This is a genomic window from Massilia cavernae, from assembly GCF_003590855.1.
Lineage (GTDB): Bacteria > Pseudomonadota > Gammaproteobacteria > Burkholderiales > Burkholderiaceae_D > Telluria_A > Telluria_A cavernae.
On the sequence record NZ_QYUP01000155.1, the window covers coordinates 18,489 to 31,122 of the forward strand.

Annotated in this window: 11 protein-coding genes and 1 tRNA gene; 8 read left to right on the top strand and 4 right to left on the bottom strand. The window is 61.8% G+C overall.

Features of this window, described 5'->3' with window-relative positions; genetic code table 11:
• The first annotated feature begins 45 nt into the window (after positions 1 to 45).
• Positions 46 to 1,692: an ABC transporter permease gene (locus D3872_RS21500; protein WP_119812710.1), complete on the top strand. Its 1,647-nt coding sequence runs from the start codon at positions 46 to 48 to the stop codon at positions 1,690 to 1,692.
• A gap of 53 nt (positions 1,693 to 1,745) precedes the next feature.
• Here D3872_RS21500 and D3872_RS21505 read toward each other — a convergent pair whose 3' ends face one another.
• The 4 genes from D3872_RS21505 to D3872_RS21520 all read right to left on the bottom strand — a co-directional run bounded on the left by D3872_RS21505 (position 1,746) and on the right by D3872_RS21520 (position 4,774).
• Entirely contained in the window at positions 1,746 to 2,765 is a 1,020-nt protein-coding gene (locus tag D3872_RS21505; protein ID WP_119812711.1) for a Fe(3+) ABC transporter substrate-binding protein, read from the bottom strand.
• A gap of 80 nt (positions 2,766 to 2,845) precedes the next feature.
• On the bottom strand, positions 2,846 to 3,598 hold the full coding sequence (locus D3872_RS21510) for a UDP-2,3-diacylglucosamine diphosphatase (protein WP_119812712.1): 753 nt from the start codon (positions 3,596 to 3,598) through the stop codon (positions 2,846 to 2,848).
• Between the two features lie 35 nt (positions 3,599 to 3,633).
• Entirely contained in the window at positions 3,634 to 4,122 is a 489-nt protein-coding gene (locus D3872_RS21515; protein ID WP_119812713.1) for a peptidylprolyl isomerase, read from the bottom strand.
• Positions 4,123 to 4,174: 52 nt separating this feature from the next.
• Positions 4,175 to 4,774, bottom strand: a complete 600-nt coding sequence (locus tag D3872_RS21520) for a peptidylprolyl isomerase (RefSeq protein WP_119812714.1) — start codon at positions 4,772 to 4,774, stop codon at positions 4,175 to 4,177.
• A 282-nt stretch (positions 4,775 to 5,056) separates the two neighbouring features.
• Here D3872_RS21520 and cysS point away from each other — a divergent pair, with 282 nt between their 5' ends.
• The 7 genes from cysS to D3872_RS21555 form a co-directional block, all read left to right on the top strand.
• Positions 5,057 to 6,454: a cysteine--tRNA ligase gene (gene cysS / locus D3872_RS21525; protein WP_119812715.1), complete on the top strand. Its 1,398-nt coding sequence runs from the start codon at positions 5,057 to 5,059 to the stop codon at positions 6,452 to 6,454.
• Positions 6,454 to 7,113, top strand: a complete 660-nt coding sequence (locus D3872_RS21530) for a DNA-3-methyladenine glycosylase family protein (RefSeq protein ID WP_119812721.1) — start codon at positions 6,454 to 6,456, stop codon at positions 7,111 to 7,113. Before cysS ends, D3872_RS21530 begins: the two co-directional genes overlap by 1 nt.
• 57 nt (positions 7,114 to 7,170) lie before the next feature.
• Positions 7,171 to 8,148: an acetyl-CoA carboxylase carboxyltransferase subunit alpha gene (locus tag D3872_RS21535; protein WP_119812716.1), complete on the top strand. Its 978-nt coding sequence runs from the start codon at positions 7,171 to 7,173 to the stop codon at positions 8,146 to 8,148.
• Positions 8,145 to 9,551 carry a tRNA lysidine(34) synthetase TilS gene (tilS, locus tag D3872_RS21540; protein WP_119812717.1) on the top strand — a complete coding sequence of 469 codons (1,407 nt, stop codon included), beginning with the start codon at positions 8,145 to 8,147 and terminating at the stop codon, positions 9,549 to 9,551. Before D3872_RS21535 ends, tilS begins: the two co-directional genes overlap by 4 nt.
• 128 nt (positions 9,552 to 9,679) lie before the next feature.
• Positions 9,680 to 10,927, top strand: a complete 1,248-nt coding sequence (locus D3872_RS21545; RefSeq protein WP_119812718.1) for an aspartate kinase — start codon at positions 9,680 to 9,682, stop codon at positions 10,925 to 10,927.
• 95 nt (positions 10,928 to 11,022) lie between these two features.
• Positions 11,023 to 11,116: transfer RNA gene (locus D3872_RS21550), tRNA-Ser, on the top strand.
• Positions 11,117 to 11,589: 473 nt separating this feature from the next.
• A partial coding sequence (locus D3872_RS21555; protein WP_119812719.1) for a sugar diacid recognition domain-containing protein occupies positions 11,590 to 12,634 on the top strand: 1,045 nt, incomplete at its 3' end.

A 12,634-nucleotide genomic window follows, 5' to 3' on the forward strand; every position in this document is an offset into this window, starting at 1 on the left:
TTCTCATTTTCAGGATTGACCTTGCACACACCCAGTTTTCTCGAGATGAAGGAACGCTTGCGCCGTCGTTTTCCGGCGCTTGTCGTCGCGGCGATGCTGGTCGCCGCGCTCATCGCGGTGCCGATGCTGAGTGTCACGGCCAACCTGCTGCTTGGCGGCTCCGGCGCTACATGGAGCCACCTCGCTTCCACGGTCCTCCCCGATTACATCGTCAATACCCTGATCCTGTGCGCCGGCGTCGGCTTCGGCGTCATCGTGGTCGGCGTTTCAACGGCCTGGCTGGTCAGCATCCACGATTTCCCCGGTCGCCGCGTATTCGAATGGGCGCTGGTCCTGCCGCTGGCGGTACCAGCCTACGTCATGGCTTACGCCTACACCGACCTGCTGCAGTTTGTCGGGCCGGTCCAAACCTGGCTGCGCGAGACCTTCAACCTGAGCCACGGCCAATACTGGTTCCCGGATATCCGCACCGTCGGCGGCGCCTGCGTGGTATTTGTGTTCGTGCTTTATCCGTACGTGTACCTGCTGGCGCGTGCAGCCTTCCTCGAGCGTGCAAGCGGCATGCTGGAAGTGGGGCGGTCGCTTGGGCTGGGGCCATGGGAAAATTTCTTCCGCATCTCGCTGCCACTGGCGCGGCCCGCGATCGCTGCGGGCGCCGCGCTGGCGCTGATGGAAACGCTGGCCGACTTCGGCGCGGTCACGTACTTCGGCGTTCCGACCTTCACAAGCGGTATTTACCGCGCCTGGTTCTCGCTGGGCGACCGCGTGGCAGCGGCCCAACTGGCGGCGCTGCTGCTTGGCTTCGTGGCGCTGGTGCTGTTCCTTGAGCGCTTGTCGCGAGGGCGTGCGCGCTTCCACAACACCACGGGCCGCAACAGGCCGATGCCGGGCCACCGGCTGCGCGGGCTGAAGGCGTTCGGCGCCGTGCTGGCATGCCTGCTGCCGCTCGCACTCGGGTTCCTGGTCCCCGGCGGCACGCTGCTGCACATGGCGCTGGCGGAAGGCGATGCGCAGTTCGGCGAACGCTTCATTCAACTGTCGCGCAACAGCTTCGTACTGGCGGCGGTGACCGCGTTTGCCGCCGTCGTGGTGGCGGTGCTGCTGGCATATGCGGCCCGGCTGACCGGCACGCTGCTGCCGAAGATGATCAACCGCTTCGTCGGCCTTGGCTACGCGGTGCCGGGCTCCGTGATTGCGGTGGGTATCCTGATTCCGGTTACACGGCTTGATGTATGGCTTTCCGGGCAGGTGCAGGCGCTGACCGGATACGCGCCCGGGCTGCTTCTGACCGGCGGTATCGGCGCGCTCGTTTATGCCTACCTGGTGCGCTACCTCGCGGTGTCGTTGCAGACGGTGGAGACGAGTTTGGCGAAGATAACGCCGACCATGGATGACGCTTCGCGTTCGCTCGGTTTCGGCCACGCGGCCACGCTGCGGAGGATTCACCTGCCGCTGCTGCGCGGGAGTTTGCTGACGGCTGGCTTGCTGGTGTTCGTCGATGTGATGAAGGAGCTGCCGGCCACGCTGGTGATGCGGCCGTTTAACTTCGATACGCTTGCGACGCAGGCATTCACGCTGGCGTCGGACGAGCGGCTGACGGAGGCGTCAACGGCTTCGCTGGCAATTGTGGGGGTTGGGGTAGTGCCGCTGATCCTGATGTCGTGGCAAATAGCGCGAAGCAGGAACACGTAGGGCGGATGCGCTCCGCTTATCTGCCCTACATAAAGCGTAAAGCGGAGCCGCCCTTACTTCCAGCCCGCCCGGTCAAAGATCTTCTGCACCGCGGCCTGGTTCTTCGACAGCTTGCCGACGTGGACCGTGTCGGCCTTGAACGCACCCATCGCTTCGAGCCCCGGATTCTTCACCTTCACGCTTGCCACTACTGGCCATTCGTTGTTCCCGTCCGCGAAGTAGATCTGGGCCTGGTCTGATGCGAGGTACTCAAGGAACTTGGCCGCAGCTTCCTTGTGCGGGGCGTGCTTCAGGATGCCGCCGCCCGATACGTTGATATGCGCGCCGGTGGTCTTCTGGTTCGGCCACACCACGCCGAAGTTCGCGGCGATCTTCTTGTCTTCCGGTTTTTCCGAGCGCAGGATGCGCGCCACGTAGTAGCTGTTGGCGAGCGCAACGCCGCATTCACCCGCTGCGACCGACTTGATCTGGTCGGTGTCGCCGCCCTTTGGCGAGCGCGCGAAGTTGGCGACCACGCCCTTGGCCCAGGCTTCGGTTTTTTCCGCGCCGGTATGTTCCAGCAGCGCGGCGCCGAGCGACAGGTTGTACGGGTGCGATCCGGAGCGCACGCATACCTTGCCCTTCAGCTTGGGATCGGCCAGGTCCTGGTAGGTCTGGAGGTCGGCGGGATTGACCGTGGCCTTGTTGTAGACGATGACGCGCGCGCGCGTGGAGAAGGCGATCCAGTCTTCGGTGCGCAGGTGCGCAGGGACGCGCGCTTCAAGCTGCTTCGATTTCCATGGCGTGAACAGCTGCAGCTCGTCGGCCTTGGCCAGGCGTGCCGCGTCCACCGTGATGAAGATGTCGGCCGGGCTGTTCGCGCCTTCGTTGCGGATCCGCTCAATCAGTTCGTTCTCGCCCGCTTCGATTCGGTTGATCTTGATGCCGGTCTGCCTGGTGAAGTTCGAGTACAGCGCTTCGTCAGTCTGGTAGTGGCGCGACGAGTACAGATTGAGTTCGTTTTGCTGCGCAAAGGCTGCGCCTGCGCTGGCAGCGAAGAGTGAGGCAACGACGCCGAGTCGGAACGATTTCATGTTTTTGGACCTAACTTGAAGAATATCGAAAACATGATCATAAATGATAATCATTATCATCGCACGCGTTTCTGAACTAATCAGTCCAGGACTTCGCCGTCCACGCCGTGGCGCCTGATGACGCCGTCGCTGTCGATGGAAATCCAGCCGCCGCGCGGCGGGTGCGCGTCGACTTCCCAGTCCGGCAGCACGAAGCGGCGGCGCCCATCGCCGTGGTCATGCAGGGCGGGGCGGTGGGTGTGGCCGTGGATGATGACGTCGCTGCCGGTGCGCACGAACAGCGCGCCCACCGCTTCAGGTGTGACGTCCATGATCTCGTATGATTTGGTGCCGTGCGCTTCCTTGCTGCCTTCGCGCAGGCCGGCGATGATCGCCTTGCGCTGCGCCAGCGGCATGGACAGGAACTGCTGCTGCCACGCGGGATGCCTGACTTGCGCGCGGAATTCCATGTATTTGGTGTCGAGCGTGCACTCGGCGTCGCCGTGCACCAGCGTCACTCGCCGGCCGCCGATGTCGGCAACGTGCGGCTCCTGCAGCAGCGTCACGCCTGCCGCTTCGGCAAATGCGGAGCCAACGAGGAAGTCGCGGTTCCCCGCGATCCAGTACACCTTGACACCGGCGTCGCTGACCGCGCGGATGGCGGCAATGATGGATTGGTTGAAGGGTTCGGCGATGTCGTCATCGCCGGCCCAGTACTCGAACAGGTCGCCGAGCAGGTAAAGCGATTGCGCGCCCATCGCCCGCTCCGCCAGGAAGCGGTGGAATGCTTCGGCGTTGTGCGGGTGCGAGGGCTGCAGGTGCAGGTCTGAAATGAAAAGCGCGAGCACTGTCATCGCGACGATACCGGATTCGAATGCCCGAACTTCATTTAGATGACTTCTACGCTTTCGATGATGACTGGATCGACCGGCACGTCGGCGAACATGCCGCTGCGGGTGGTCTTGACCTTCTTGATCTTGTCGACCACGTCGGTGCCGTCGGTGACCTTGCCGAAGACGGCGTAGCCCCAGCCGTCCTGGCCTGGATAGTCGAGGAAGCTGTTGTTGGTGACGTTGATGAAGAACTGGGCCGACGCCGAGTGCGGATCGGAGGTACGCGCCATCGCCAGCGTGTAGGTGTCGTTCTTCAGGCCGTTCTTGGCTTCGTTTTCAACCGTCTGCTCCGCCGGCTTCTGCTTCATGCCTGGCTCGAAACCGCCGCCCTGGATCATGAAGTTGCCGATCACGCGGTGGAAGATCGTGTTGTTGTAGTGGCCCTTGTTGGCATAGTCGAGGAAGTTGGCAACGGATTTCGGTGCTTTTTCGGCGTCCAGTTCGACGGTGATGTCGCCCATGTTGGTCTTGATGAGTACGGCCATGATGTTTATCCTGTGAGTTGAAATTATTTTTCGAAAGACTGCGCGAGAACCGTTATTTTACAGGTTTGAGGACAGTCGCCGACTTGATGGTCACCGGTGTGACAGGCACGTTCTCGAAGCCAGGCTTGTCGTCGACCAGCACGCCCTTGATCTTGTCGACCACTTCCTGGCCTTTCACGACCATGCCGAATACGGCGTAGCCGTGGCCGTCCTTGCCCGGATAGTCGAGGCCTGGATTGTCGACCACGTTGATGAAGAACTGCGAGGTGGCGGAATTCGGATTGTCGCCGCGCGCCATGGCCACGGAGTACTTGACGTTCGACAGGCCGTTGTTCGATTCGATCGGGATTGCCTTCTTGGTGCGCTTCGGCTGCAGCTTGGCGTCGAAACCGCCGCCCTGGATCATGAAGCCGTCGATCACGCGATGGAAAATGGTGCCTTTGTAAAAGCCGTCCTTGACGTACTTGATGAAGTTGACGGTGGACTTCGGCGCCTTCTCATGATCGAGCTCGATCACGATTTCGCCCATGCTGGTCTTCAGCGAGACCTGTGGACCTTGTGCTGCGAACACCGATCCGGCCAAGGCGATGCCGGCGAAGAACGCGGCGAAGCGGGCCATGGCAGGGGTGCGGAACAGCAGAGTTTTTTGCATAGTGTCTTCCTTTGGTTGTTGTTGTGGCTGCGGACCGCATGCAGGCTGTCAAGACTTGCCCGGAAAAATAAACCTGCCCCGGTTGCGGCCAGACGGTATTTTATCAATGCTATACTTTGCGCAGAACGTCCCATTCTATCAAGAAGAACAATACCAGAGGGTCCTGACGATCTCGAAGCAAGCCACGTTTTCGCGGCGCCCACCCCTGTGGTGATTGCGCCCGGCATTCGTGTTGCCCGATCATCGTTCCCTCCGAATACGCACGATAAAAGCAAAAGCCAGATGAGCCAATTAAAGATCTATAACACGCTGGCGCGTGAAAAGCAGACCTTCATCCCGATCGAAGCCGGCAAGGCAAACATGTACGTTTGCGGCATGACGATCTATGATTACTGCCATATCGGCCACGCGCGGATGATGATGGCGTTCGACGTCATTTATCGCTGGCTCAAGGCTTCCGGCTACCAGGTCAAGTACGTACGCAACATCACGGACATCGACGACAAGATCATCAAGCGCGCGGTGGAAAACGGCGAATCGATTTCGCAGCTCACCTCGCGTTTCGAAAAATTCATGGACGAGGACACCCAGGCGCTCGGCATCCTGCCGCCCGACGTGGTCCCGCACGCCACCGAATATGTCCCGCAAATGCTGGGCATCATCGAGCTGCTGGAACAGAAGGGCCTGGCCTACAAGGGCGAAGACGGCGACGTCAATTACGCGGTCCGCGATTTCCCCGGTTACGGCAAGCTGTCCGGCAAATCGCTGGACGATTTGCGCGCTGGCGAAAGGGTCGACGTCAATACAGGCAAGCGCGATCCGCTCGACTTCGTGCTGTGGAAGGCGTCCAAGGAATCCGAACCGGACGAAGTGAAGTGGCCTTCGAAATGGGGCAGCGGCCGTCCGGGCTGGCATATCGAATGCTCGGCGATGTCGTGCGCGACCCTCGGCCAGCATTTCGACATCCATGGCGGCGGCGCCGACCTGCAATTCCCGCACCACGAAAACGAAATCGCGCAATCGGAAGGCGCATTCGGCCAGGCCATGGCCAACTACTGGATCCACAACGGCTTCGTGCGCGTCGATAACGAGAAGATGTCCAAGTCGCTCGGTAACTTCTTCACGATCCGCGACGTGCTGAAAAAGTACGATGCCGAAGTAGTGCGCTTCTTCATCCTGCGCGCCCACTACCGCAGCCCGCTCAATTATTCCGACGCCCACCTGGACGACGCGCGCGTCGCGCTCACGCGCCTGTACACCGCGTTATCAAGCATCGACATCGGCTCGGGCGAATGCACCGTCGACTGGGACGAAGCCCACGCCGTGCGCTTCCGCGAAGCGATGGACGACGACTTCAACACGCCGATCGCGGTCGCGGCCTTGTTCGACCTGGCGTCGGAAGTTAACAAGAGCCGTTCGCCGGCGCAGGCACGCCAGTTGAAGGCGCTCGCATCGGTCATCGGCCTGCTTGGCCGTTCTCCGCAGCAGTTCCTGCAGGCCGGCACGGGCGATTCGGGTGGCATGAGCGAAGCCGCCATCGCGGGCCTGATCGAACAGCGCGCCGCCGCCAAGAAGGCCCGCAACTTCGCCGAGTCCGACAAGATTCGCGCCGACCTGCTGGCCGCCGGCATCGTCCTGGAAGACAAGCCGGACGGCACGACCAACTGGCGCCGCGCATGATGGCCCTAAACAAGGACACGGCGGGTACGACCTCGCTGATTCTCGAGGTTCCGCCGTACTGGGAGGAAGCGAAAGCCGAACTCATGAAGCGCGACCGCATCATGAAGAAGCTGATCCCGCAGTTCGGCGACCTGCACCTGGTCGGCAACGGCGACCCTTTCACCACGCTCGCGCGTTCGGTGGTGGGCCAGCAGGTGACCGCGCGCGCCGCCGACGCCGCCTGGAACAAGCTGCTGATCGTGTGCCCGAAAATCACGCCGGCGCAGGTGATCAAGGCCGGCGCCGAGCAGCTGTCCGCCTGCGGCCTGTCCAAGCGCAAGACCGAATACATCCTCGACCTGGCCGACCACTTCAAGGCCAAGCGCGTCCACGCCAACCAGTGGGCGGAGATGGAAGACGAAGCCGTCATCGCCGAACTGGTGCAGATCCGCGGCATCGGCCGCTGGACGGCCGAGATGTTCTTGATATTTAATTTACTGCGGCCGAATGTGCTGCCGCTCGACGACCCTGGCCTGATCCAGGGCATCAGCCAGAATTATTTCTCTGGTGAACCGGTTTCGCGCAGCGATGCGCGCGAGGTGTCGGCCAACTGGGAGCCGTGGCGTACTGTCGCGACCTGGTATTTATGGCGTAGTCTCGATCCGGTTCCGGTAGAATAGCGCCTGAATTGGCCGCGCGGGGAGTAACAAGCGGCCCGGAAATAACACGGAGGTACAATGATTAAAACAACTTTCCTCAATTTTGAACAGCCAATCGCAGAGCTCGATTCAAAGATTGAAGAGCTGCGCTTCGTCCAGGACGACTCGGCCGTCGACATCTCCGAAGAGATCGACCGCCTGGCCAAGAAAAGCCAACAGCTGACCAAGGACATCTACGCCAAGCTGACGCCGTGGCAGGTTTCGCAAATCGCGCGCCACCCGCAGCGTCCGTACACGATGGACTACGTCAACGAGATCTTCACCGATTTCCACGAGCTGCACGGCGACCGTTCCTACGCGGACGACCTGTCGATCATCGGCGGCCTGGCGCGCTTCAACGGCCAGGCTTGCATGGTCATCGGCCACCAGAAGGGCCGCGACACCAAAGAGCGCGCGATGCGCAACTTCGGCATGCCGAAGCCGGAAGGCTACCGCAAGGCCATGCGCCTGATGAAGCTGGCCGAAAAGTTCAACCTGCCTATCTTCACCTTCGTCGACACCCCGGGGGCGTTCCCCGGCATCGACGCGGAAGAGCGCGGCCAGTCGGAAGCGATCGGCCACAACCTGTACGTCATGGCTGAGCTGAAAGTTCCCCTGATCGCGACCATCATCGGCGAAGGCGGCTCCGGCGGCGCGCTGGCGATCGCGGTCGGCGACCAGGTCCTGATGCTGCAGTACGCAACCTACTCGGTGATCTCGCCGGAAGGCTGCGCATCGATCCTGTGGAAGACGTCCGAGCGCGCCTCCGACGCCGCCGACGCGCTGGGCCTGACGGCACACCGCCTGAAGGCAATGGGCCTGATCGACAAGATCGTCAACGAGCCGCTGGGCGGCGCGCACCGCGATCCGAAGCAGATGGGCGTGATGCTCAAGCGCGCGCTGGCCGATTCGCTGCGCCAGTTCCAGGGCATGAAGACCAAGGACCTGATCGAAGCCCGCCATCAGAAGCTGATGAGCTACGGCAAGTTCAAAGAAACGACGCCGGCAGAAGAGTGAGCCGGCAGCAAACGGGATCTCTCCCGGTAACGTTCGCGCGGGCGCTTGACGCGCTGCGCGCGAACACCGTTTCCCCCACGATTGCAATCGCCTACAGCGGCGGCCTGGATTCGTCCGCGCTGCTGCATCTGGCGCATGCCTGGGCGCAGCAGCACGGCATTGCGCTGCATGCTTTCCATGTTCACCACGGCATCAGCCCGAACGCGGATGCCTGGCTGGCGCACTGCGAGCAGGCCTGCGCCGCGCTGGGCGTTGCTTTCGCGTCGCGCAAGGTCACGCTGACCAAGAGCAAGTCCGGCGTCGAAGCGGCCGCGCGCAAGCTGCGCTATGCGGCGCTGGGCGACATGGCGCATGAGCGCGGCGTCACGCTGATGCTGACCGCCCACCACCTCGACGACCAGGCCGAAACCGTGCTGCTGCAACTGCTGCGCGGCTCCGGCCCTGCGGGGCTATCCGGCATGGACGCGGCCAACACCGCGCCCGAGCTGCTGGGCAATCCGGAACTGGTGGTGGCGCGTCCACTGCTGCCGGTTTCGCGCGGCGATCTCGAAGCCTATGTTTCCGAGCACGGCCTGTCGTACGTCGAAGACGAATCGAATGCCGACGCGCGCTATGCGCGCAATGCCTTGCGCCACAAGGTGATGCCGGCGCTTGCAGATGCCTTCCCGGGCTTCCAGGAACGCTTTGCCCGCAGCGCCGCGCATTCGCAGTCCGCGCAGCGCCTGCTGGCCGAGATGGCCGAGCAGGACCTTGGCGCCATCCTTCGCGAAGATTCGGTCGACGTGGCGAAGCTGCGTGCGATGAGCCTGGACCGGGCGCACAACGTGTTGCGCCACTGGTTCTCCAAGCGCGGCCTGCGCATGCCCTCGACGGCATGGCTGGTCGAGATGACGACGCAGCTGGTCGAGGCACGCCCTGACGCGCAGCTGCTGGTCACCCACCCCGATTGCCACATCCGCCGCCATCGCGACCGGCTCTACATCACGCCCAAGCTGGACGACCTGGCCGGCATGCGCGATCCCGACGATGAAGGCGTGATCGTCAAGGAAGGGCAGTCGTTCACGTGGAACGGCGAGGAATCCATCGAGTTTCCTGACTACGGCGGCACGTTGTGGTTCCATCAGGGAAAACCTGGCTTCGATGCGGAATGGCTCCGCGACAACCCCCTGCTGATCGACTTCCGCAAAGGTGGGGAGCGCCTCAAACTGGCCGACAACCGTCCCACGCGGCCGTTGAAGTACCATTATCAGGCGTTCGACGTGCCGGCATGGGAGCGTGAACGTCTTCCGGTCGTGTTCGCCGGCAGGGACCTGATCTTTGCGGCAGGCATCGGCATGGACTGCAGGCATTTCGCAAGCGACGCGGTGGCAACCATCCGGTTAAGCTGGTCCGCCAACAAATAATTATGCATACGGTATGAGCATATTCCTATTTGATATGGGAATCTTGCCTCCGCCTACTTGAGATTTTGCAGCGCAGCATGTAGAGTAAAGCTCTTCATTCTATATTTTTCGCGCGGATTTCCTCTCATATGGCATTAATAGTCCACAAATACGGCGGTACGTCGATGGGTTCGACGGACCGGATCAAGAACGTCGCTGCCCGCGTTGCCAAATGGCATGATGCAGGGCACAAAATTGTCGTCGTGCCATCGGCAATGTCTGGGGAAACCAACCGCCTGATCGGCCTGGCAAAGCAGATCATGGACCAGCCTGATCCACGCGAACTCGACATGATCGCCTCGACCGGCGAACAGGTTTCCGTCGGGCTGCTGGCGATGGCGCTGCTGGCCATCGGCAAGCAGGCGGTATCGTATGCAGGCTGGCAGGTCGCCATCAAGACCGACTCCTCGTTCACCAAGGCCCGCATCCAGTCGATCGACGACGAAAAAGTCCGCGCCGACCTCGACGCAGGCAAGATCGTCATCATTACCGGCTTCCAGGGCGTGGACGATGAGGACAACATCGCCACCCTCGGCCGCGGCGGTTCCGACACCTCGGCAGTAGCGATTGCCGCAGCGATGAAGGCCGACGAATGCCTGATCTACACCGACGTTGACGGCGTGTACACCACCGACCCGCGCGTGGTGGAAGAAGCGCGCCGCCTCAAGACCATTACCTTTGAAGAGATGCTGGAACTGGCGTCGCTCGGGTCGAAGGTCCTGCAGAGCCGCTCCGTTGAATTCGCAGGCAACTACCGCGTGCCAACGCGCGTGCTGTCGTCGCTGACCGATCCCCTTATGCCGCTCGAAGAAGAAGCCAGCTCGGGCACCCTGATTTCGTTTGAGGAAGATACAAATATGGAACAAGCCGTCATCTCCGGTATCGCGTTCAACCGCGACGAGGCCAAGATCACCATCCTGGGCGTGCCCGACAAGCCAGGCGTGGCGTACCACATCCTGGGACCGGTAGCCGACGCCAACATCGAAGTCGACATGATCATCCAGAACCAGTCGGTCGAAGGCAAGACCGACTTCACCTTCACCGTCTCGCGCGGCGAATACCAGAAGGCGATGGGCGTGCTGGAAGGCGTGAAGAACGAGATCGGCGCGGCCAGCATTTCGGGCGACGCCAAGGTATCGAAGGTATCGGTAGTGGGCGTGGGCATGCGCAGCCACGTTGGCGTCGCGTCGCAGATGTTCCGCACGCTGTCGGAAGAGGGCATCAACATCCTGATGATTTCGACCTCCGAGATCAAGATTTCGGTGCTGATCGACGAGAAATACATGGAACTGGCCGTACGTGCGCTGCACAAGGCGTTTGATTTGGAAAAAGAATAATTTTTTTCAAAAAACTTCGCCGGTTCCCTTGACCAAACCGGCCGGCGAACTGTAACATTCCGGTCTCTTGATCTGGCGATTGCTGGGTGAGGAAAGGAGATGTGGCCGAGTGGCCGAAGGCACTTCCCTGCTAAGGAAGCATATGGGCTTAAACCTGTATCGTGAGTTCGAATCTCACCATCTCCGCCAGTATTATTAAAAACCCGCCTCGGCGGGTTTTTTCATTTCCGGGCGCGGGGATGAGCAAGCCCCCTGCGGGGCTTGCGCGTGAGAATCGAAGACGATCGCGTACTCGCGATCGGGCGGCCTGCAGCATGTAGGAGAATCTCACCATCTCCGCCAAGTATTGAGGAAAAAGCTCCCGCAAGGGAGCTTTTTTTGGGGGTGCTGAGCTCCGCAACGCACTGGAAACCGTCGAAGCGATGCTGCCGAAGATTTTCAAATTGTTTACCTAGGTAGATTGCTGCACGCAGGCGGCAAGACGCGCAGCATGCGTCGGGCGAGTAACCGCGTAAGTCTCCCCCAACAGCCGGCCCACGGAATCCAAATATCGCAACGGCGATACCGCAGCTTAATTTCTTGTGCATAATCACTATACTTCAGGCGTAATCCGGGGCCATGGCCCGGCCGCTTCGTCATCTCGCACAAGACAAGTACTCCACATGCACATACTCGACACCGGGCTCGCGCAGGAAATCGTCACCCGCACGATGCGGATCATTCCGTTCAACATCAACGTCATGGATGCGAATGGCAGCATCCTTGCCAGCGGCGACCACGCCCGGGTCGGGGAACTGCATGCCGGCGCGCTGTTGGCGCTGGCAAAGAAGCAGACCGTCGAAATCGACGCCGCATCGGCGCGCAAGCTGCACGGCGCCCATCCCGGCGTCAACCTGCCATTGGCCGTCGGCGGCCAGGTCTGCGGCGCGCTGGGGCTGAGCGGCATCCCCGATGAGGTGCGCCAGTTCGGCGAACTGGTTCGCCTGACGGCCGAGATGATCCTGGAGCAGGCGGCGCTTGCGCAGGAACTGCAAAGCAATTCGCGCTACCGCGAAGCTTTTGTGCTGAACCTGATCCGCTACGAACCCGCGACCCGGCCGGAACTCGAACGGTGGGCCCGCCGCCTGGGATTCAGTTTCGACCGCATGCAGCTGGTGTTCCTGCTGGAGCTGCAGCTGGAACAGGACGCCGCCGGCCACGCCCTGGCCGACATCCAGCGCCTGCAGATGCGCATCCTCGCGCGCCGGCAGGATGCGCTCACGGCCACCGTCGGCCCAAGCGAAATGGTGCTGCTCGACTCCTGGGACCTGCGCAGCAAGGGCGCCGACAGCATGCCGCAAAAGCGCATGGAGGCGCTGTCGACGCTGGTGCGGGAGGAATGCGAACTGCCTTTCACGCTATCGATGGGCATCGCCCTGCCGGGTATGGAAGCTGCGGCCGTCTCGTACCAGAGCGCTCGCACCGCGGCCAGGATCGGGAGGGGACGCGACCCAGGGCAGCAGTATTTCAGCTATTACGAGATGGCCTTGCCGGTACTGCTGTCCGGTCTCGATACCGGCTGGCAGGCGCGCCAGCTGCGCATGCCGATTGCCAGGCTGGCCAACGACAAGAGCCGCGCAATGCTTCGCACCACGCTCGATACATGGTTCGCCCACGACGAGAATTCGGCGGCCACCGCCCACGCTCTCGGCATCCACCGCAACACGC

Excerpts from the sequence above, each read along its gene's own strand:
- D3872_RS21500 (WP_119812710.1), top strand. The coding sequence starts at position 46 with ATGAAGGAACGCTTGCGCCGTCGTTTTCCGGCGCTTGTCGTCGCGGCG.
- D3872_RS21505 (WP_119812711.1), bottom strand. The coding sequence starts at position 2,765 with ATGAAATCGTTCCGACTCGGCGTCGTTGCCTCACTCTTCGCTGCCAGC.
- D3872_RS21510 (WP_119812712.1), bottom strand. The coding sequence starts at position 3,598 with ATGACAGTGCTCGCGCTTTTCATTTCAGACCTGCACCTGCAGCCCTCG.
- D3872_RS21515 (WP_119812713.1), bottom strand. The coding sequence starts at position 4,122 with ATGGCCGTACTCATCAAGACCAACATGGGCGACATCACCGTCGAACTG.
- D3872_RS21520 (WP_119812714.1), bottom strand. The coding sequence starts at position 4,774 with ATGCAAAAAACTCTGCTGTTCCGCACCCCTGCCATGGCCCGCTTCGCC.
- cysS (WP_119812715.1), top strand. The coding sequence starts at position 5,057 with ATGAGCCAATTAAAGATCTATAACACGCTGGCGCGTGAAAAGCAGACC.
- D3872_RS21530 (WP_119812721.1), top strand. The coding sequence starts at position 6,454 with ATGGCCCTAAACAAGGACACGGCGGGTACGACCTCGCTGATTCTCGAG.
- D3872_RS21535 (WP_119812716.1), top strand. The coding sequence starts at position 7,171 with ATGATTAAAACAACTTTCCTCAATTTTGAACAGCCAATCGCAGAGCTC.
- D3872_RS21545 (WP_119812718.1), top strand. The coding sequence starts at position 9,680 with ATGGCATTAATAGTCCACAAATACGGCGGTACGTCGATGGGTTCGACG.